General features: G+C 58.0%; 17 protein-coding genes. 5 read left to right on the top strand and 12 right to left on the bottom strand.

From position 1 onward, the window contains the following. The first annotated feature begins 140 nt into the window (after window positions 1–140). Window positions 141–1,472: a deoxyguanosinetriphosphate triphosphohydrolase gene (locus R0J87_RS17380; protein WP_498887728.1), complete on the top strand. Its 1,332-nt coding sequence runs from the start codon at window positions 141–143 to the stop codon at window positions 1,470–1,472. 8 nt (window positions 1,473–1,480) lie between these two features. Here the strand turns inward: R0J87_RS17380 and R0J87_RS17375 are convergent, their stop codons facing one another. The 3 genes from R0J87_RS17375 to R0J87_RS17365 all read right to left on the bottom strand — a co-directional run bounded on the left by R0J87_RS17375 (window position 1,481) and on the right by R0J87_RS17365 (window position 3,525). Next, window positions 1,481–2,389, bottom strand: coding sequence for a nuclease-related domain-containing protein (locus tag R0J87_RS17375; RefSeq protein WP_498887727.1), 909 nt, complete (start codon window positions 2,387–2,389; stop codon window positions 1,481–1,483). Window positions 2,390–2,450: 61 nt separating this feature from the next. Then, window positions 2,451–2,825, bottom strand: a complete 375-nt coding sequence (locus R0J87_RS17370) for a translation initiation factor Sui1 (protein WP_498887726.1) — start codon at window positions 2,823–2,825, stop codon at window positions 2,451–2,453. 1 nt (window position 2,826) lies between these two features. After that, the gene (locus R0J87_RS17365; RefSeq protein ID WP_498887723.1) at window positions 2,827–3,525 is read right to left on the bottom strand and encodes an HAD family hydrolase; all 699 of its coding nucleotides are present in this window, start codon (window positions 3,523–3,525) and stop codon (window positions 2,827–2,829) included. A 249-nt stretch (window positions 3,526–3,774) separates the two neighbouring features. On the opposite strand from R0J87_RS17365, the gene R0J87_RS17360 reads away from it, so the two are divergent. Beyond that, window positions 3,775–4,179, top strand: a complete 405-nt coding sequence (locus tag R0J87_RS17360) for a hypothetical protein (RefSeq protein WP_498887721.1) — start codon at window positions 3,775–3,777, stop codon at window positions 4,177–4,179. A 10-nt stretch (window positions 4,180–4,189) separates the two neighbouring features. Here the strand turns inward: R0J87_RS17360 and R0J87_RS17355 are convergent, their stop codons facing one another. The 7 genes from R0J87_RS17355 to tkt all read right to left on the bottom strand — a co-directional run bounded on the left by R0J87_RS17355 (window position 4,190) and on the right by tkt (window position 11,196). After that, complete coding sequence (locus tag R0J87_RS17355; protein ID WP_498887719.1) at window positions 4,190–4,534, bottom strand: hypothetical protein; 345 nt, start codon at window positions 4,532–4,534, stop codon at window positions 4,190–4,192. A 121-nt stretch (window positions 4,535–4,655) separates the two neighbouring features. Continuing rightward, window positions 4,656–5,720 (bottom strand): class II fructose-bisphosphate aldolase, encoded by a 1,065-nt coding sequence (gene fba, locus R0J87_RS17350; protein ID WP_404464686.1) that lies wholly within the window; start codon window positions 5,718–5,720, stop codon window positions 4,656–4,658. Window positions 5,721–5,785: 65 nt separating this feature from the next. Then, complete coding sequence (locus tag R0J87_RS17345) at window positions 5,786–6,955, bottom strand: phosphoglycerate kinase (protein WP_498887718.1); 1,170 nt, start codon at window positions 6,953–6,955, stop codon at window positions 5,786–5,788. 59 nt (window positions 6,956–7,014) lie between these two features. Then, complete coding sequence (locus R0J87_RS17340) at window positions 7,015–8,043, bottom strand: type I glyceraldehyde-3-phosphate dehydrogenase (protein WP_404344414.1); 1,029 nt, start codon at window positions 8,041–8,043, stop codon at window positions 7,015–7,017. Window positions 8,044–8,102: 59 nt separating this feature from the next. Continuing rightward, entirely contained in the window at window positions 8,103–8,825 is a 723-nt protein-coding gene (locus R0J87_RS17335; protein WP_498887716.1) for an LrgB family protein, read from the bottom strand. Then, window positions 8,815–9,168 carry a CidA/LrgA family protein gene (locus R0J87_RS17330; protein WP_498887714.1) on the bottom strand — a complete coding sequence of 118 codons (354 nt, stop codon included), beginning with the start codon at window positions 9,166–9,168 and terminating at the stop codon, window positions 8,815–8,817. The genes R0J87_RS17335 and R0J87_RS17330 overlap by 11 nt, the downstream gene beginning before the upstream one ends. 36 nt (window positions 9,169–9,204) lie before the next feature. Continuing rightward, window positions 9,205–11,196, bottom strand: coding sequence for a transketolase (gene tkt, locus R0J87_RS17325; RefSeq protein ID WP_498887713.1), 1,992 nt, complete (start codon window positions 11,194–11,196; stop codon window positions 9,205–9,207). Between the two features lie 246 nt (window positions 11,197–11,442). Between tkt and metK the strand changes: the two genes are divergently transcribed. After that, entirely contained in the window at window positions 11,443–12,663 is a 1,221-nt protein-coding gene (gene metK, locus R0J87_RS17320) for a methionine adenosyltransferase (RefSeq protein ID WP_044630435.1), read from the top strand. A gap of 189 nt (window positions 12,664–12,852) precedes the next feature. Beyond that, window positions 12,853–14,574, top strand: a complete 1,722-nt coding sequence (ligB, locus tag R0J87_RS17315) for an NAD-dependent DNA ligase LigB (RefSeq protein WP_498887711.1) — start codon at window positions 12,853–12,855, stop codon at window positions 14,572–14,574. Here the strand turns inward: ligB and R0J87_RS17310 are convergent. Next, entirely contained in the window at window positions 14,571–15,506 is a 936-nt protein-coding gene (locus R0J87_RS17310) for an AEC family transporter (RefSeq protein WP_498887710.1), read from the bottom strand. The two genes, ligB and R0J87_RS17310, sit on opposite strands and share 4 nt — an antisense overlap. Before the next feature lie 140 nt (window positions 15,507–15,646). Here R0J87_RS17310 and metF point away from each other — a divergent pair, with 140 nt between their 5' ends. Then, window positions 15,647–16,486 carry a methylenetetrahydrofolate reductase [NAD(P)H] gene (metF, locus tag R0J87_RS17305; protein ID WP_044630438.1) on the top strand — a complete coding sequence of 280 codons (840 nt, stop codon included), beginning with the start codon at window positions 15,647–15,649 and terminating at the stop codon, window positions 16,484–16,486. Between the two features lie 164 nt (window positions 16,487–16,650). Here the strand turns inward: metF and R0J87_RS17300 are convergent, their stop codons facing one another. Next, complete coding sequence (locus tag R0J87_RS17300) at window positions 16,651–18,855, bottom strand: TRAP transporter permease (protein WP_404344421.1); 2,205 nt, start codon at window positions 18,853–18,855, stop codon at window positions 16,651–16,653. Between the last annotated feature and the right edge of the window lie 43 nt (window positions 18,856–18,898).

Here is an 18,898-nt window from a genome sequence, read left to right as displayed (position 1 = left end):
GTCTCCCCATGCGAGAGTAGGTCATCGTCAGGCACTTATACCGCAAAGAACCCAGCCAATAGGCTGGGTTTTTTGTTTTTCTATCTGTCGTTTTATGTCCGCGTTTTTATGTCAGAATGTGAACTCCAAGGAGGAGCGCTATGACACAAATGCAATGGGATCAGTTACTTTCCCCTCGACGCCTTCACGATAAACGAACAGATAGCACCCGGGAAATTGGGCGTAGCCCCTTTCATAAAGATCATGATCGCATTGTCTTTTCCGGCTCTTTCCGACGCTTGGGGCGTAAAACCCAAGTGCACCCTCTGACTGAAAACGATCACATCCACACGCGTTTAACCCACTCCCTTGAGGTTGGCTGTGTCGGCCGCTCTCTAGGAATGATTGTGGGCGAGCTGTTGCGTGACCGCCTCCCTGACTGGATTACCCCCGCTGATTTGGGCGTTATTGTGCAAACGGCGTGTCTGGGCCATGACATCGGTAACCCGCCCTTTGGTCACGCCGGTGAGTACGCGATACGCGACTGGTTTCGCCGTGCCCAGGGAAGTGGCCTGCTGGATGGCCTATCAGAGGCTGAGCGCGAAGACCTGCTGACCTATGAAGGCAACGCTCAGGGCTTTCGCGTGATTACCCAGATTGAGTACAACCAGTTCAACGGTGGCATGCGCTTATCGGCGGCTACGCTTGGCACGCTGCTGAAATACCCATGGACGGTACGCTATAGCGGTCGTGCGGGTAAGTTTGGCTGCTACCAGTCAGAGCAGGGGCTGTTAAAAGAGGTCGCGGATGCGGTTGGGTTACTTCCCCAAGGGGAGCAGCGCTGGTGTCGCCACCCGTTGGCTTGGCTTGTCGAAGCGGCAGATGATATTTGCTACGCCTTGCTAGATCTGGAAGACGGTCTGGAGATGGGCATTCTGCGCTACGAGGAAGTGGTTGAGATTCTGCGTCAAATTGCCGGTGAGTTCCCACCGGAGTATGCCGAGATGCAGCGTAAAAATGTCTCCCAACGCCGCCGTATCGCCCTACTCAGAGGTGCTGCCATGGAGCGGGCCGTAAACGATGTGGGGGCAGTATTTGTACAGCATGAGCAGGCGCTACTCAGCGGCACCCTCAGCGAAGATTTATTAGAGCTGTGTCACCCGGATTTAGGTTGGGGTGTGCAGTCCGCCAAGCAGCTGGCTCGTGAGCGTATTTTCCAGAATGAGCGCAAGGCGAAGCTGGAGATTGGTGCTTACACCACGCTAGGTATCCTGTTAGAGGCTTTCATAGGTGCGGCCCATGAGTTGCACCACACGGGGCAAAGCTCTTTCAAGCACCAGCGGGTGCTGGCGTTAATTGGCGAGAATACACCGCTACCCTCGTGGACACTTTATGACAGCTACCGGCGAATGCTGGATTTCATTGGCGGGATGACCGACCACTATGCGGTCGATCTTGCTCAAGAGATGGGCGGCCGCTTACGCGGTGACTGAGCCATTCGTTAAACGGACGGCTGGCGGAGGTGCTTGAGCTCCATCAGCCGTGCCCGTTCCAGCAGAATATGGATGACTTTATCGTGAATGGCATCGCTCATCTGTCCTGGGGTTAATTCGGTAAGCTGGCGGGCAAGCTGCTCGCCGCTCACTACCAAGATATCTGTCGCAGCTTCGCTTGTGTCGATTTCCCAACCGGGAAGCACTAAAACCCCTTTCACGGGTACGGGCACGCCGCAGCGCCGCTCTAACCATTGGGTAAGCCAGCTGACACCCTGACGGGTTTTATGCAGCGGCCGCCGCTCCTGCCAGTGGGGGAAGCGTAGCCGCTCACGCTCTACCGCCACACAGTTCAGCTCCTTGCCATCGGTACCAATCGCCAGCGCCCTTGCCCGGGTTTCCACCACAAACACGCCATGAGGCGTCACGACGACATGATCGATAGTGAAACTGTCGGTAGGTACATCGTGGAAAACATAATAAGGATGCGCTTCGGGGCGCACTAAGCGCTCCAGCTCCTGGCCCACCGCCAGCTCGCAGGCAAGCCCAAGTTTTAAGCGGCGAATGCGCTGGTAGTCGCGTACTAGCAGTAATGAAAAGGCCAGTACCAGCAGCGTGCTCAGCAAACCATACAGCGCCCACTCGACCCAATCCTGTTTATCCACAAACAGCATACGTCCCATGCCGTAGACCAACGGCGCGAGACTGATTAACGGCCCGAGAGTGCCATTCAGAAATAGGCTAGAGAAGGCTTGATCCAAGCGGTGGCGAAGAGCTTGGCCAGGCTCGCGCAGCGGTGCGTCAAAGGGGGAGTGCACGCGGGCATCGTGAAGGCTACGCAAGGCTAATACAATGCCGCCCATCGCCGCCATGGGGAACAAAAAGATGAGCGGTAGCAGGTATTCCAACCAAACCATTGTCGTGCCTTGCCCTTTAGCTATGAGCTTAAGGTCGTGCATCGCGTTGTATAACGAAGCATCAACCGCCAGCTAATTTTACCTGATAACCCATGGAGGTTAAGGCATCTCGTAGTGTTTCGCGATGATCGCCTTGAATTTCAATCACACCCTCTTTAACCGCACCACCCGTACCACAGCGCTGTTTAAGCGTTTTGGCCAGCGTTTTGAGTTCACCGTGAGGCAGCGGTATGCCACTAATGGTGGTAACGCCCTTGCCTTTGCGTCCGCTGGTTTCACGGCGTATACGCACAATGCCATCTAACGTAGCAAGCCGTGCCTGCTCGCTGGTGTCTTCACAGCGGCATTCGTCAATAGGTGCCCGACAGTCGGGGCATGTTTTGCCATGCTCGGTAGAGTAAACAAGGCCACCGAGCTGATCACGTAATGAAGCCATACTATTTCTCTGTAGAGTGATGCGGCATGGTGGCCTGCCATCGCTCGTGGGTCAGTTGTTCAACAACGGCGGGCAGTTGATACATATTGCTAATCATAATAGCGCCTTCCGGTGTTGCTTCGGCATCGGGAAAGCGATTCAAATGAATCACTGTCATGCCCGCTTGCAGTGCTGCTCGAACACCAACTAAGGCGTCGTCGATCGCAATGCAGTCTTTTGCCGCAAACCCCATGATACTGGCTGCGTGAAGATGTAAACAGGGCTCTGGTTTCCAGCAATTAGCGGTATAACCACTAAATAAGCGGTGGCCGAAGTACTGGATTAGCCCAGTGGCATTGAGCGCGGTACGAATCTTCGTTTCCGGCCCGTTCGATACCACCGCGCTTGGATAGCGTGAGAGGGCGTCAAGTGACTCCCGAGCACCAGGAATCGTGGTTAACTCATTGGCTAGCCGATCTGCCAAGTTGGCGCGCATGGTTTGCTCCATGCGGTTTAGCTGGTCTGCATCGACTTCACCATAGCGAGTTTGCAGTTCTGCCACGATACGTCGAAAGCGAGCGCCGCGAAACTCTCCTAGGTAATCCGAGGAGGCAAACGGGAGGCCCACTGTATTCAGGCCGCGGGCCATCTCTTCAGCAAGCAGGGGTTCGCTATCGACGAGGGTGCCATCACAATCAAACAGCAGAAGTGGAAGCGGCATGGGAATTCCTTGCAGCGTTACAAGCGCTACTCGCGTTAATTTAAGCCGACTAGACTGCTATTGAACGAGATTTTTTGGACTTTGTGAACACTGTTTTATAATTTTTTACGGTTAGCCCGCCCCTAGGTGCCATTTATCCATGTCATCATTAAGTTAACTACCCGGTTTTTAAGGCAATCTATGTTAATCGCTAGGAGAAGAGCTATAGTGGTTAGGCGACGCCGCAATAACCATAAAATGGAGATATATATGCGATTCAACCCTTGGTTACTCTCATTTGTATTTGGTACCGCGCTGATGGCCTCTGCGGCTAGCGTGTTGGCAGAACCTGAGACCAACGCCGATAGCGAGCAGCACCAAGCGCTGGATGATGCGGCGCTAGAAGAGAAATACGGTATTAAGGCAGGATCTGTTCAGCGCGATGAGCAGCCTTCCTCTGATACGCCGGCTGCGGAAGCGTCTAGCACCGAAGAAGGTACTGACACGGCCGACGCCGAGAGCAGCGATGCCGACGCTGCTAACGGCACGGATACAGAGAGCACCAGTACGAATGCCGAAAGTGAGAATACCGAAGGCGGCACAGGTGGTACTGGTAGCGCTGAAGATGCGATTGAAAGCGGTGAAGACGAGCAGAGCAACGACGATAACGAGTAACTTGCTGTCGTTAGCGGGAGAGGCGTCGTGAGTTGGCGCTACTACGTTGATGATAAGGTTTCATCGCTTTCTGGCTGGTAATCCACCAGGGGGCGTATTGACCGCTCATCGCGCTGAAAAATGCTTTTTGCATCACGAGGCCAGCTTCTATGCTGGCCTCAATTTTTTCGGTCACCATGCGCTGGTTTTCGCGCATCATAGACGGGCTAAAAAAGGGCTGTGTTTGCCATAGCTGTTGGCGCATGGCGATCGTGGATAGTGACGAACTCCATAGTTCCATCCCCATCATTCCGACCTTCCACACATCAAACATGGCGGTTGGCGGAGTAAACAGGGGCATTGGGGAGTGCTTCATAGTGAGGGCTGCCTGGTGAAGAAATGTGGGGTGGCGCTCTCTAGTAATAGCCTATTTGTGCTGCATTGCAACAAAAAAGGCGGCCCGAAGGCCGCCTTAGCGTCGCTAATTGCTTAGCTGCTTACTTGATTTTAGGAGCCAGCTCGCCGCGCTCGTAGCGCTCGAACATCGCTTCCAGACTAATCGGCTTGATTTTGCTCGCGTTGCCAGCAGTGCCAAAGGCTTCGTAACGGGCGATACACAGATCACGCATGGCGGTGACCGTTTCTTTTAAGAATTTGCGCGGATCAAATTCAGACGGATTCTCCGCCATAAAACGACGCACAGCACCGGTGGAAGCTAGGCGCAGATCGGTGTCGATGTTCACCTTGCGCACGCCGTGCTTGATGCCTTCGACGATTTCCTCAACCGGTACGCCGTAGGTTTCCGGAATCTGACCGCCATAGCGGTTGATGACTTCCAGCCACTCCTGCGGCACGGAGGAGGAGCCGTGCATGACCAAATGGGTATCCGGGATGCGCGCGTGGATCTCTTTGATACGCTGAATAGAGAGCGTGTCGCCGGTCGGCGGCTTGGTGAATTTATACGCGCCGTGGCTGGTGCCAATGGCAATTGCGAGGGCGTCGACCTGGGTAGCCTTTACAAACGCAGCGGCTTCTTCGGGGTCGGTTAGCAGCTGTTCCATATCCAGCTTGCCTTCGGCACCAATGCCGTCCTCTTCACCGGCCATGCCGGTTTCCAGGCTACCCAGGCAGCCCAGCTCGCCTTCTACAGAGACGCCACAGGCGTGGGCCATTTCTACTGCGCGACGAGTGACGTCAACGTTGTAGTCGTAATCCATCGGCGTCTTGCCATCTTCACCCAGCGAGCCGTCCATCATGACGGAGGAGAAACCGAGCTGGATAGAGCGCTGGCATACCGCAGGGCTGGTGCCGTGATCCTGGTGCATCACTACCGGAATATGCGGAAACTCTTCCACCGCTGCCAGAATCAGGTGGCGCAGGAAAGGGGCACCCGCGTATTTGCGCGCGCCAGCGGAGGCCTGCACGATCACCGGAGAGTCGGTAGCATCGGCGGCTTCCATGATAGCCCGCATTTGTTCAAGGTTGTTGACGTTGAACGCGGGGATACCGTAGCCATATTCGGCGGCGTGGTCGAGCATCTGGCGCATGCTAATTAAAGCCATGGGGTCACCTTATAGGTTGTCAGTGTGAACGGGTGCAGTGAGCGTGCAAGTTCAATTATTACGTATTAGCCGCGCTTGGCCGCAGCTTCAAGTGCAGCAACAGCCGGTAGCTGTTTGCCTTCAACGTACTCTAAAAACGCCCCGCCGCCGGTGGAAATATAGGAAATACGGTCGGCAATGGCGTATTTATCAATCGCGGCGAGGGTGTCACCGCCGCCGGCAATGGAAAATGCGCGGCTGTCAGCAATGGCATGAGAGAGTACCTCGGTGCCTTTGCCAAACTGATCAATCTCAAAAACGCCCACAGGGCCGTTCCACAAAATAGTGCCAGCATCTTTGAGCAGGCTGGCCAAGTGGGCAGCGGTGTCCGGGCCGATATCCAGAATCATCTCGTTATCAGCGACCTGGTCAACCGGTTTAACCACTGCTTCTGCGGATTCAGAGAACTCAGTAGCCACAACAACGTCAGTGGGCAGCGGAATAGAGACTTTCTCCATTAGCGCTTTGGCTTGACCGATCAGGTCGGCTTCGTAGAGCGATTTGCCCACATTATAGCCTGCCGCCGCGATAAAGGTGTTGGCGATCCCGCCGCCGACGATAAGCTGGTCGCACTTATCGGAGAGTGCGGTCAGCACGTCGAGCTTCGTGGAGACCTTGGAGCCGCCCACAATAGCCGCCATCGGGCGCGCCGGGTTCGCTAAGGCTTTCTCCAGTGCGTCTAGCTCTTGGGCCAGCAGTGGGCCTGCACAGGCGGTGGGCGCAAAGCGGGCCACGCCGTGGGTAGAAGCTTGAGCGCGGTGGGCGGTGCCGAAGGCGTCCATCACGAAGATATCGCACAGCGCGGCGTACTGCTTGGCCAGCTGTTCGTCGTCTTTCTTCTCGCCGTTGTTAAAACGCACGTTCTCAAGCAGCACCACGTCGCCGTTGCTGAGCGTGGGCGCGGTGTCGAGGTAGTCGTTGATCAGTTTGACGGGGCTACCCAGCAGCTCGCCAAGGTGTTCGGCCACGGGAGCTAAGGAGAACTCCTCAGCAGGCTCGCCTTCCGTGGGGCGGCCCAGATGGCTCATGAGCATCACTTTGGCACCCGCTTTGGCCGCTGCTTGAATGGTCGGCAGTGCGGCGCGAAGGCGGGCATCGCTGGAAACACGGCCGTTTTTGATCGGCACGTTCAGGTCTTCACGAATCAGCACGCGCTGCCCTTCCAGGGGCAGGTCGGTCATTTTTTGCACGTTCATGTGAGCGGTTTCCTCGTGTTCAAGCGAATGTAAGAGCGCTAGGTGATGCTACCCATCAATTAGCGAAACGTTGCCAAGCGCTGGCTGATATCCAGCATGCGGTTGGCAAAGCCCCACTCGTTATCAAACCAGCACAGTAGCTTGATCAAGCGTGTGCCAGCCACCCTGGTTTGGGTGGCGTCTAGAATGCCAGAGCGGGGGTCATGATTAAAATCGATCGATGCCATGGGGGCTTCGGTATAGCCTAGCACCCCTTGTAAGCGCTGCTGACTGGCGTTGTGTAGCAGCGCGTTCACCTGGGCGGCGCTGGTGTCGCGGCGTACGGTCAGTGCGGCATCCATAGCAGAGACGTTAATGGTGGGTACCCGCACGTGCAGGCACTCAAAACGCCCGGCCAGGCTCGGCATCAGGCGGCTGATACCCACTGCCAAGCCGGTATCCACCGGCACAATCGACTGCATGGCAGAGCGAGTTAGGCGCAGGTCGGTTTGATGATACGCATCGATCACCGGCTGATCGTTCATCGCCGAGTGAATCGTGGTGGTGACGCCGTGCTCCAGACCCAATGCTTCATCCAGCACGGTAAGCAGCGGCACTAAACAGTTAGTGGTGCAGGACGCCGCAGAGAGAATGCGCTGGGTGGGGGCAAGCTCATGCTCGTTGATGCCCCACACGATGGTAGCATCCACATCGTTTTCAGCGGGCTGGGAGAACAGCAGCCGCTTGGCCCCAGCCGTTAAGTGCTGCTCGGCGGTGGCGCGATCCTTGAAGCTTCCCGAGCACTCCAGCACCAAGTCGATATCCAGTTCACCCCAGGGCAGTGCTTGCGGGTCGCGTTCGCACAGCACGTGGATGCGCTGGCCGTTGACGAGCAGGGCGCTGCCATCGTTATCCACCTCACCAGGGAAGCGTCCGTGGGTGGTGTCGTAACGGGTGAGATACGTGATGGTGGCGAGGTCAGAAAGCTCATTAATCGCCACCACCTCAAGCTCTGGGTGTTGGCGTTCCACCAGTGCTCTCAGCACGCACTGGCCAATGCGCCCATAACCATTGATAGCAATGCGATATTTAGTGGAAGCGTTAGCCATGTTGCGATGCGGCTCTTAGAAAAAGTGGCCCGATGATAGCGTATTTCACCGGGGGTTGCTTACCCAGCCCCGATGCCCACTAGCCGCCACGCCAGCGGCAACAGCAGCGCAGTAAAAATACCGGTTAGGCTCATTCCGAGCGAGGCAAACGCCCCGGCGGTAGGGCTAATATCAAACGCCCGCACGGTACCAATGGCGTGCCCATTGAGCCCCAGCGCAAAACCGATGATGCGTTCATCGTTGATACGTAGTAGCCGAGCCGCCAAGCTAACAAAGGGGATGGTCAGCACGCCGGTCACTAGCAGCGAGCCCATTAACAGCGCAACGTTGCCGCCGAGCTGTTCGGTGATGCCGATGGCAATAGGCGCGGTCACCGACTTTGCCGCAATGGAGGCCAAAATGTCTGGGCCTGCTCCCAACAGCCACGCAATGCCCAAGGCATAGCAAGCTGCCAAAGCAGCAGCAATGGGCAGGCAGGCAGCTAGCGGTCGCCATAGTTCACGAATACGCGGCAGTTGTTGATACAGCGGCATGCCCAACGCCACCGTAGCGGGGCCTAACAGCACGGTTAGCCATGTAGCGCCTTGCTGGTAGGTGGCGTAAGGCAGCCCCAGCAGCGCCAGTATTGCGGCCAAAAGGAGTGCCGCGATCAAAATAGCGGGCAGCCAGGAGGGCTTACCCAGCCGTATAAAAACTGCGCTGCCCACCAAATAAGCGGCCACCGTTAGCCCAACGGCCAGTAAAGGCGTTGCGGTTAAGGTGGGCAGCAGATTAGTCAGCATGGCTGCGTCCCATCAAACGCGCTAGTAACCATAGCGTGGTGAACACGCTGAGCAGCGTGCCGAGTAGCAGGGCGGCCACAATGGCCAGCCATTGGCCCGCCAGCTCATCCAGAATAAAGAACACACCCACCACGCCCGGCATAATCAGCATAGCCAGGAGCGCAATCAGCGGTTGGGCAGCGGCAGCAAGGCTGGAGGGAACTTTGCCGATCATAGCGAGGGTGGCGCACAACAGCAGCATGCCCACCACCCCAGAAGAGATGGGTAAACCGGAGAAGTGAATGACCACTTCTCCGATTAACCAGTAGCTAATTAGCCATAGCAGACCGTTTAGTGCGGGCATCGCGATGCCCGCACTGCGTGACCTGTGAGTGGGGGATTAACCCAGCAGCTCATTGGCTTGTTTAACAATGTTCTCGACGGTAAAGCCGAAGTGCTTGAACAGCTCGCCAGCCGGGGCCGACTCGCCAAAGGTGGTCATGCCAATCACGCGGCCATCTAAGCCAACGTATTTGTACCAGTAGTCGGCATGGCCAGCTTCGATAGCAATACGCTTGGTGACAGCTTTGGGCAGCACGCTTTCACGGTAGTCAGCGTCTTGGCCATTAAAGCGGTAAGCGGACGGCATGGAGACCACGCGCACGGCTTTACCCTGCTGCTCCAGCTCGGCCGCGGCGTCCATCGCCAGAGAGACTTCGGAGCCCGTGGCAATCAGGATCAGCTCTGGGGTGCCTTCGCTATCTTTCAGCACATAGCCGCCGCGCTGGATAGACGCGAGCTGGGCCTTGGTACGCTGCTGGTGCGGCAGGTTCTGGCGCGAGAGCACCAGCGCCGTCGGGCCGGAGTGGCGCTTAATCGCGGCATCCCAGGAAGCGGCGGTCTCCACGGCGTCACAGGGGCGCCAAGTGTTCAGGTTCGGCGTGGTGCGCAGGCTAGTGAGCTGCTCAATCGGCTGGTGCGTCGGGCCATCTTCACCCAGGCCAATAGAGTCGTGGGTAAACACGTAGATAGCCTGCTGACCCATCAGCGCCGCCATACGCACGGCGTTGCGCATGTACTCCATAAAGATCAGGAAGGTCGCGCCATACGGCACAAAACCGCCGTGCAGGGCGATACCGTTCATCACCGCGCCCATGCCGAATTCACGCACACCGTAGTGCAGGTAGTTGCCGCTGGCATCGTCGGGGGTGATCGCTTTCGCGCCTTTCCAGAATGTCAGGTTAGACGGCGCTAAGTCAGCACTGCCGCCGAGCAGTTCCGGCATTTGCGGGCCAATCACGTTCAGCGCCTCAAATGAGGCTTTACGCGAAGCAATGCTCTCGCCTTTCTCCTGAGCTTGTTCGATCAGAGCGGGGGTGGAGAGCTCAGCAGGTAGCTGTGCTTTCATGCGGCGCTCAAACTCTTTCGCTTCCGCAGGGAAGGCATCCGCATAGCGGGCAAAACGCGCTTCCCACTCCTGCTGGCGCGTTTTACCGGCGTCGCGGGCATCCCAGGCGGAGTAAATCGGCTCGGGGATATGGAAAGGCGCGTGCTCCCAGCCCAACTGCTTACGTGCCAGGGCCACTTCTTCGTCACCCAGCGGTGCGCCGTGAGCTTCTTCTTTGCCCTGCTTGTTGGGGGCACCAAAACCGATAATGGTTTTGCAGATGATCAGGCTTGGCTTGTCGTCATGGCTCTTCGCCAGCTCAATGGCCGCCTTGATCTCTTCAGGCTTGTGGCCGTCGACGTTCGGCACCACGTGCCAGCCGTAGGACTCAAAGCGCTTGGCCGTATCATCGGTGAACCAGCCTTCGACTTCGCCATCGATAGAGATGCCGTTGTCGTCGTAAAGGGCAATCAGTTTGCCCAACTGCTGAGTGCCCGCCAGGGACGCCGCTTCGTGGGAGATACCCTCCATTAAGCAGCCATCGCCCAAGAAACACCAGGTGTGGTGGTCAACGATGGTATGGCCGGGGCGGTTGAACTGCGCGGCCAGGGTTTTTTCGGCAATCGCGAAACCCACCGCGTTGGCAAAGCCTTGGCCCAGCGGGCCGGTGGTGGTTTCGATGCCGGGAGCGTAGCCAAACTCCGGGTGGCCAGCGGTGGGCGAATGCAGCTGGCGGAAGTTTTGCAGCTGTTCCAGGCTCAGCTCATAGCCGCTTAGGTGTAAAAGCGAGTAGAGCAGCATGGAGCCGTGACCATTCGACAGCACGAACCGATCACGATCGGCCCACTTGGGGTCTTCGGGGTTGTGCTTGAGGTAGTCATTCCACAGCACCTCGGCAATATCAGCCATACCCATGGGGGCGCCAGGGTGGCCGGATTTGGCCTTCTGAACAGCATCCATGGAAAGGGCGCGAATGGCATTGGCCAGCTCAAAACGGGACGGCATGGGGGTGCTCCTCGCCTGAAAACGGAAAGAATAAAGGCGCTATTGTCGCTGACTTCCCCGGCGGCGGCAAATTCTCAGGGGCACGTTCTGGGAAGAACTTGCAACAGCGTGTAGACTTTGCCTCCCGAAGTGGTGGTGAAAGTGATGGTGCCGCTTCTTTATACGGGCAGGGAACTTCCTGCCATGATTTCCTGCTGATGCTGCGGTCATAACAGAGCAGCCGTCATACAGAGGGTCGAGTGCGCGATGAGCGAATATTCCCTGTTTACCTCCGAGTCCGTTTCCGAAGGCCATCCCGATAAGATTGCCGACCAGATCTCAGACGCGGTGCTAGACGCCATTATCGCCCGAGATAAACAGGCCCGCGTTGCCTGTGAAACGATGGTGAAGACGGGCGTTGCCATTATTGCCGGTGAGATCACCACCTCCGCGTGGGTGGATCTAGAGACGCTGGTGCGTGATGTGATTACCGATATCGGCTACACCTCTTCTCAGGTGGGCTTCGACGGTGCCACGTGCGGCGTCATCAACCTGATTGGCAAGCAGAGTGTCGATATTGCTCAGGGCGTTGATCGTACCAAGCCGGAAGACCAAGGCGCGGGCGACCAGGGCCTGATGTTTGGCTACGCCACGAACGAAACCGATTCGTTCATGCCAGCGCCGATCCACTACTCGCACCGTTTGGTCGAGCGTCAGGCGGAGCTGCGTAAAAACGGCCTGCTGCCGTGGCTGCGTCCGGATGCCAAGAGCCAGGTAACTTTCCGCTATAACGCCGAAGGTCAACCGTGTGGCGTGGATGCGATTGTCCTGTCGACTCAGCACGACCCGGAAATCGATCAAGAAGACCTGCGCAAAATGATTAAGCGTGAAGTCATTGAGCAGGTGATTCCCGCTGAGTGGTTGGATGCCAATACCCAGTACCACATCAACCCGACCGGCAAGTTCGTGATTGGCGGCCCGGTGGGCGACTGTGGCCTGACCGGCCGTAAGATTATCGTCGATACCTACGGCGGCATGGCGCGCCATGGTGGCGGTGCGTTCTCGGGCAAAGATCCGTCGAAAGTAGACCGCAGCGCCGCGTACGCTGGCCGCTATGTGGCGAAAAACGTCGTAGCAGCGGGCTTGGCTGACAAGTGCGAGATTCAGGTCTCCTACGCCATTGGCGTGGCAGAGCCTACCTCGGTGTCTATCGACACCTTCGGTACCGGCAAAATCGACGACGCGAAAATCGTTGATCTGGTGCGCGAGCACTTCGATCTGCGCCCTTACGCGATCACCAAGATGCTGGATCTGCTGCACCCGATGTACCGTCTGACGGCGGCTTATGGCCACTTTGGCCGCGAGCCGTTCGAGCACAGCTACAGCTGGGTAGACGACAAAGGCGAAACGCACACCGAGACGTTTACAGCCTTCCCGTGGGAAAAAACTGACAAAGCAGACGCGCTGCGTCAGGCCGCTGGCCTATAAGCTTCCCGCAAGCGCAATGAGCGTCACGGGTTAGCGAAAAGCGCCCCCTGGTTAACGCCAGGGGGCGCTTTTTTATGGGTCGAACAAGGCTCCGAGAGCGGCTTGCCGCGCATTGCATCTCTGCCAGTTTCATATAAGTTAACTTTAATAAGGACTGAAAAATTTCCCGTTCACCATGTGAGGATGCGTATGTCGGGTTGGCGAATGACAGGAATAGCGAGCCTAGCGGCAGCTTGGTTAATGAGTGTCACTTTTTCCGCACAGGCAGACATGTGCCCCGACTGGCCCGCCGCGCGGCTGGCGCTGGAAACCCAGGCGCTAGCCGAGCATATCGAAGTGTGGGACCGCGCTTACCATGATAACGGCGAATCGCTGATTGCCGATGAGCTGTACGATCAGGCGCTGGCACGGTTGGAAAACTGGCAAGCTTGCTTGGATTCCCCGACTCCCCATCGGCCACTGACCCGCGTCACGAGCAGCAGCGGTACCCGCACGCATCCGGCCGCTCAAACGGGGCTGACTAAAGCCGATGAGGACGGCATTCGACGCTTTACCAGCCGCCGCGAAGACCTATGGATTCAGCCCAAGGTGGATGGCGTCGCGGTGACGCTGCGTTACCAGGGCGGGGAGCTTGTCGAGGCGGTTAGCCGGGGAGACGGCGAGCGGGGGCAGGATTGGACGGCGCGGGTTCAGCAACTGCCCGGTGTGCCCGTTACGCTTCCTGACCCCGTCTCTGCAGTGCTGCAGGGCGAGCTTTACTGGCGGCTGGAGAACCACGTGCAGGCACGCCAGCCAGATTCGGGTGCCCGAGGTGCCGTGGCCGGTGCCATGGCACAGCGCGACCCGAGCCAAGAGACGCTGAATCGCATCGGCTTATTCGTATGGGACTGGCCGGATGGCCCGACGCAGATGTCTGAACGGCTGGCGCAACTGACGGCGCTGGGGTTCGATACGGCCGATTACACCCATTCGATCAGCGGCCAGGAGGCGGCCGCCGAGTGGCGCGAGCGGTGGTTCAACGGCCCGCTGCCGTTTGCCACCGACGGCGTGGTATTAAAACAGGCTGAGCGCCCTGGCGTGCGCCGCTGGTCGTCATCGCCCCCTGAGTGGGCGGTGGCCTGGAAGTATCCGTCTCAGCAGGCGCTTGCTCAGGTGCGCGGGGTCGAGTTTCGGGTGGGGCGCACCGGGCGCGTAACGCCGCTGCTATGGCTCTACCCGGTAACTCTGGAAGGGCGGCGCATCAGCCGCGTGTCGCTTGGCTCGCTGGAGCGCTGGCAGGCGTGGGACGTGCGCCCAGGTGACCAAGTGGCGGTGACGTTGGCGGGCCTGACGATTCCTCAGGTAGACAGCGTGGTGTGGCAAACCCGCGAAAGAGCCGCCCTAAGCGCCCCACCGCCCGAGCGCTACCATCTGTTGAGCTGCTTTACGCTAACGCCAGAGCGAGCGTCAGAACTCACATCAGAGCTAGCGCCAGAATGCAGCGCTCAGCTGCTGGCCCGCTTAACCTATCTCAGCGAGCAGCTGGGCATGCGAGGGATTGGCGAAGGCACGTGGCAGGCGCTGATGGAGGCCGGTGTGGTGACGGAGCTGCTTGGCTGGTTGGAGCTGACGCCGGAGCAGCTACAGCAAGCCCACGGTATTGGCGCGACCACCGCCGCAGCGTTGATGGCACAGTTCGACACGGCGCGCCAAGCGCCCTATGCGACATGGCTGACGGCGCTGGGAATGCCCCCCGGTGGCGACGCTGGGTTGGGGGATTGGTACACCCTCGCGGGTTACTCTCGATCCGACTGGCAAGCCGTGCCCGGCGTTGGCCCGGTGCGAAGCGAGGCGCTCGTTGCCTTCTTCAGCCATCCAGACGTGCAGCGCATGGCCCGCCAGCTGCAGCAGGCGGGCGTCGATGGGTTTTAACCGAGCCCGGTGAGCCGCAGCATCAGCCCTAGGTAAAGCGGGATCAACAGCGGTGCCAGCAGTGTGGTGGTGAGTACCGCCAACGCGCCTTTCTGCGGCTGAATGCCCAACTCCATGGCCACGACGACGACGTTAGAGGCCATGGGCACCACGCCCAATAGCAGCAGCGCCATCGCCAGCTCTGGTGCCAGCGGCGTGAACTGCTGGAGCACCAGCACCGCTCCCAGCATTACCAGCGGCCAGAGCAAATAGCGCAGGCCCACGCAGGTCGCCACAAAGCGCGTATCCCACGCGGCGAGGGTGACCTGGCTTAACGTCATGCCAATGATCATCATGCCCAGCAGGGTATAGGTGGCGGGGAAAACGGCTAACGAACTCATCAGTGATTCCGACAGCGTGGCGTTGAGCGCGTTTAGCAGCAGCGCTAAGAGAAACGCATAGACCAGCGGCAGACGAACAATTTTGGCCAAGCTCTGGCGTACCGAGAAGTGGCCCCGGGCGCTCAAATAAAACCCCACCGTGAACTCGTATAAATTGATGCCCAGCATGCAGAAGAGATACAGCGTCACCCCTTCCGGCGGTAGCAGAATCAGCGCGACGGGCAGCCCAAAGTAGCCGGTATTACCGGTGCCAGAGGAGAACGCCAGCAGCGCGCCTTCCTGCGGGCCAAAGCGGTGTTGGGTAGCCCAGCGCACGGCCAGTGCCATGGCACTGACCAATAGAAACATCGCCAGGGTGAGCACCAAATACTCTAAGGTGGGGCCGCCATTCATCAGCGCGCGAAAAATTGTCAGCGGCGCAATCAGGTACACCAGCAGCGTGGCGATCGGGCGCGGGTCTATTTTCAACCGTTGGGCGGCAATAAAGCCGAGCCCCACATACCCTAACAGCATAAGCAGCGGGCCCATTAGAGCGCTGGGTGCTAAGTCCATATCTCCTCCTTGATAGACGCGGTGGTGCCAACATGAGCCGAATTGAAGGTCGACCGTGGAATCTTTCATTAGCCGCTGCGCGGCGAAGCAGCGAGAATACCCTAAATAATGATCACGTTACCGCACTGCGAGGATAAACCATGAGCAGCCAAGAGCATCCGTTAGGTATTAGCTTTGAATTCTTTCCGCCCAACACCGATGCAGGTCGGGAGAAGCTAATTCACGTGCGTGATGAGCTGGCCGCTCGTAACCCGCGTTTTTTCTCGGTCACCTACGGCGCGGGTGGCTCCACCCAGGCGCGCACTCGGGATATCGTGCGCACCGTTAGCCAAAGTGGCATCACCACGGCGCCGCACCTCTCCTGCATCGGCAGCGAAAAGGCACAGCTGCGCGATTTACTGGCGCAGTACCGGGAAGAGGGCGTCGATAGCCTAGTGGCCTTGCGCGGTGACATGCCCTCCGGGATGGCCAGTATCGGCGAGCTGCGCTACGCCAATGAATTGGTAGAGTTCATTCGTGACGAGACAGGCGACCACTTCGACATCGCGGTAGCGGCGTACCCGGAATCTCATCCACAGGCCCCCAGCCTTGATAAGGATGTGGAAAACTTTGCCCGCAAGATGAATGCGGGTGCCAACATGGCGATTACCCAGTACTTCTTTACCGCCGATGCCTATTTCCACTTCGTCGATAAAGCGCGGGCGCTGGGCGTTGAGCAGCCGATCATTCCTGGCATCATGCCGATTACCAACTACACCAAGCTGGCGCGGTTTTCCGATGCCTGCGGCGCGGAAATTCCCCGCTGGATTCGCAAGCAGTTAGAAGCCTACGGCGATGACAGCGACGCCATTGCCGCCTTCGGTACCGATGTAGTGACTCGCCTGTGTGAACGCCTGTTGGATGGCGGCGCGCCAGGCCTGCACTTCTACACGCTGAATCAGGCAGCCCCGGTGTTGAAGGTGGTGGATAACCTGAGCTAACGCTGTCGCCTGTTGATGATACCGGCCTGCATCCTTGATGCAGGCCGGTTTTTTATGGGTGGCCGACAGGACGTGAGCGCTTTGTGGTGGTCGGCAGGCGCATAAAAAAGCCGGAACCTCTCGGTTCCGGCTAGTGCGTAGCTTGGCTCTAGTAACGTGACGGTTTACGCAGCGCTTGCCGTTGCCTTGCCTTTGCCACCATGCTGCTTGCGCTGCATGATGAACAGCACTGTACCAATCGCTAAGCCCGCGATGTCAGTGTAGATGCCGCCGTAGATCAAGAACATGGCACCGACCAGCATGACCAAGCGCTGGGGTAAGTTCACCGGGCCGAAGAACCACTTCTGAACCATGCCCGAGAGCAGCACGATGCCAAGCGTCGCGGTCAGGCCAACACGCAGGATCTGCATGGCGGAGCCTTCCATCAGCATGGCCGGGCTGTAGAAGAACATGAACGGCACGATAAACGCCGCTAGGCCAATCTTGAACGATGCTACTGAGGTGCCCATGGGGTTGTCCCCAGAGATACCGGCCGCCGCGTAAGATGCCAACGCTACCGGCGGCGTAATGGCCGAGACCACCGCGAAGTAGAACACGAAGAAGTGTGCTGTCAGCGGTTCAATACCAATATTGATCAAACCCGGTGCCACTACAGAGGCCGCCACCGCGTACGCCGCCGTGGTGGGCATGCCCATCCCCAGCATGATGCTGATCAACATCGCAAAGAACAGCGCTAACAGCTGGCTAACGCCCGCCAAGCCAAGCAACAGTGAAGAGAAGCGCGCGCCAACGCCGGTCAGCGAGATAACACCCACAATCAAACCCGCACAGGCACACACGGCAATAATCTGGATCGACATGGTGCCAGCAAGTTGCAGCGCTCTCAGAATCGCACGCAGGCCCATCTTATTGGGTGAGAGCCAGCTCACCACCGCCGCAGAGGCTGTGGCCAGGGTGCCGGCACGAATGACCGAATAACCCATGAACAGCGCTGCAATCAGAATAATGATCGGCGCGAACAGATAGACCTGTTTCACCAGCTTCGAGAACAGCGGAATCTCGTCTTTGCGCATACCGCGCATGCCTTTACGGGCGGCTTCAAAGTCGACCATAAAGTAGATAGAAGCAAAGTAGAGAATGGCAGGGATAATCGCGGCAATCGCGATCTCGGTATAAGGAATACCGGTCACTTCTGCCATGATGAATGCGCCTGCGCCCATGATCGGCGGCATAATCTGGCCACCGGTCGAGGCCGCAGCTTCAATGGCACCTGCGCTACGGGCGGGGTAGCCCACCTTCTTCATCAACGGAATGGTCAAAGAGCCTGTCGATACCACGTTACCGGCCGAGGTGCCGTTAATCATCCCCATCAAGCCAGAAGCGAAGATGGCGACTTTCGCCGGGCCACCCCGGGCGCGGCCTGCAGCAGCAAAGGCGAAATTGACGAAGTAGTCACCCACTTTAGACGCCTGCAAGAAGGCGGCAAAAATGATGAACAGAATAATATAAGTAGAGGAGACCGCCGTCGTCGGGCCAAGAATGCCCGCATCGGTATACACCTGACTAAAGAAGCGCTGTACCGACAGGCCAGGGTAGCCTAGGAAGCCGGGCAGGTGTGGGCCTGCAAATACGTAGGCGAGGAAGATGGCGGAAATCACTACCAGCGCCAACCCTGCCACCCGGCGAGTCAATTCTAGAATCAGCAATGAACCGGCAATGGCGGCCCAAGAGATGCCAGGAGGCGCAAACGAGGTGCCGGTGGACATCCGCATGCTGGTATTAAACGCCATCAGCAGGTAACCGGCGCTGGCCAGTGCACACACCATCAATACCAAATCGGCAGGATTAAACCGGTGGCGTGCCTGACGGTAGAACCAGGACAGCACAATGGCACCTGCGGTGGTGGCCATCAGCGGGTAGCCAAAGTGCAACGTTTCAACCGCGGGGTCGATGCGCATGGCACCGCCGTTGATGGTTTGCTGCATCAAAAATACTTGCACCAGCGAGTAAACCGCTGGCGCTAATAACGCATAGCTCACCCATTTTAGCCAAGCGGGGGAGGCTTGCTGGTCATCTTCAGCAAAGCGGGCACCGGCAAACAGCCCGTAACCCAAAATCAACGCACCGGCGATGTGTACGATACGAAACGACCAGGTTTCCATGGGGTACACATTGAGCGAAAACAGGTGGAAGCCTGAATAGGCAATCGCCAGTGCAGCAAATAAAAAGAATTGCCAGCCAACAAACAGGCGGCGGTTGCCCTCAACAACTTCTTCATCGACGCCATCAGCAATCGATTCTGGCGTTGATGAAGCAGCTAAGGCGTCATCCTTGAGGCCGTTGGGATCTTGGTCGGTATTGTGACTCATCAGAGGTCACCCTCACAGCAAAAGCAGAGAAAGGGGCAGGAGC

The sequence above is a fragment of the Halomonas sp. SIMBA_159 genome (assembly GCF_046536035.1).
In the GTDB taxonomy this organism is placed as follows: Bacteria; Pseudomonadota; Gammaproteobacteria; order Pseudomonadales; family Halomonadaceae; genus Vreelandella; species Vreelandella venusta_A.
The sequence above is the reverse complement of the archived record's forward strand: the minus strand, read 5'-3'. Positions and strand labels throughout refer to the sequence as shown.

Excerpts from the sequence above, each read along its gene's own strand:
- R0J87_RS17380 (WP_498887728.1), top strand. The coding sequence starts at position 141 with ATGACACAAATGCAATGGGATCAGTTACTTTCCCCTCGACGCCTTCAC.
- R0J87_RS17375 (WP_498887727.1), bottom strand. The coding sequence starts at position 2,389 with ATGGTTTGGTTGGAATACCTGCTACCGCTCATCTTTTTGTTCCCCATG.
- R0J87_RS17370 (WP_498887726.1), bottom strand. The coding sequence starts at position 2,825 with ATGGCTTCATTACGTGATCAGCTCGGTGGCCTTGTTTACTCTACCGAG.
- R0J87_RS17365 (WP_498887723.1), bottom strand. The coding sequence starts at position 3,525 with ATGCCGCTTCCACTTCTGCTGTTTGATTGTGATGGCACCCTCGTCGAT.
- R0J87_RS17360 (WP_498887721.1), top strand. The coding sequence starts at position 3,775 with ATGCGATTCAACCCTTGGTTACTCTCATTTGTATTTGGTACCGCGCTG.
- R0J87_RS17355 (WP_498887719.1), bottom strand. The coding sequence starts at position 4,534 with ATGAAGCACTCCCCAATGCCCCTGTTTACTCCGCCAACCGCCATGTTT.
- fba (WP_404464686.1), bottom strand. The coding sequence starts at position 5,720 with ATGGCTTTAATTAGCATGCGCCAGATGCTCGACCACGCCGCCGAATAT.
- R0J87_RS17345 (WP_498887718.1), bottom strand. The coding sequence starts at position 6,955 with ATGAACGTGCAAAAAATGACCGACCTGCCCCTGGAAGGGCAGCGCGTG.
- R0J87_RS17340 (WP_404344414.1), bottom strand. The coding sequence starts at position 8,043 with ATGGCTAACGCTTCCACTAAATATCGCATTGCTATCAATGGTTATGGG.
- R0J87_RS17335 (WP_498887716.1), bottom strand. The coding sequence starts at position 8,825 with ATGCTGACTAATCTGCTGCCCACCTTAACCGCAACGCCTTTACTGGCC.
- R0J87_RS17330 (WP_498887714.1), bottom strand. The coding sequence starts at position 9,168 with ATGCCCGCACTAAACGGTCTGCTATGGCTAATTAGCTACTGGTTAATC.
- tkt (WP_498887713.1), bottom strand. The coding sequence starts at position 11,196 with ATGCCGTCCCGTTTTGAGCTGGCCAATGCCATTCGCGCCCTTTCCATG.
- metK (WP_044630435.1), top strand. The coding sequence starts at position 11,443 with ATGAGCGAATATTCCCTGTTTACCTCCGAGTCCGTTTCCGAAGGCCAT.
- ligB (WP_498887711.1), top strand. The coding sequence starts at position 12,853 with ATGTCGGGTTGGCGAATGACAGGAATAGCGAGCCTAGCGGCAGCTTGG.
- R0J87_RS17310 (WP_498887710.1), bottom strand. The coding sequence starts at position 15,506 with ATGGACTTAGCACCCAGCGCTCTAATGGGCCCGCTGCTTATGCTGTTA.
- metF (WP_044630438.1), top strand. The coding sequence starts at position 15,647 with ATGAGCAGCCAAGAGCATCCGTTAGGTATTAGCTTTGAATTCTTTCCG.
- R0J87_RS17300 (WP_404344421.1), bottom strand. The coding sequence starts at position 18,855 with ATGAGTCACAATACCGACCAAGATCCCAACGGCCTCAAGGATGACGCC.